Annotated in this window: 1 pseudogene; it reads right to left on the reverse strand. The window is 73.2% G+C overall.

The features are described from left to right. A pseudogene (locus tag F3J40_RS24625) lies at nucleotides 1-534 on the reverse strand (hypothetical protein); the annotation flags it as partial.

The raw sequence follows: 534 nt of genomic DNA on the forward strand, positions 1-534 counted from the left end.
ACTGCACCACCGTCTGCGGCATCGCCGGGCGGTCCGGCGTCACCGTGACTTTCGCCAGCCGGTGCTCCCCGTTCCACTCCAGCGCCAGGTGCCGTCCCGGCTCGCGTTTCCCGATTACCCGCCCGTGTACGTCGTAGCGCCATTCCACCTCGCCCAGCCGCGTCACCCGGTTATGGGCCACGTAGCGCCGGCCAGGCTCCCCGGTCACGCCCGCTTCCGGCGCACTGCCCTCCCCGGTCAGCCCGTGGGCGGCATACAGATTGCGCCACATCTCCGGCAGGTCGTCGTTGCCGGGCGTGCCGGACCGGGCCGGCGTGTCCCGGCGCGGCGTGCCGCTCTGCGCTGACGGGCCGCCCGCGTTGGTGCCCGCGTCCAGCGGGTTCCCGGCGGCGTCCCACTCCCACTGACGGTTGCCCGGCAGGCTGCCGGACTGCTCCTCCAGCCGGTCATCCTCCCCGTAGCGCCAGCTGCGGTAGCGCGAGGTCATCTCCCCGGCCTTTTCCGTCTTCAGCCGTCCCGCCAGGTCCCAGCTGC

The organism is Candidatus Pantoea multigeneris, assembly GCF_011752615.1.
Lineage (GTDB): Bacteria > Pseudomonadota > Gammaproteobacteria > Enterobacterales > Enterobacteriaceae > Pantoea > Pantoea multigeneris.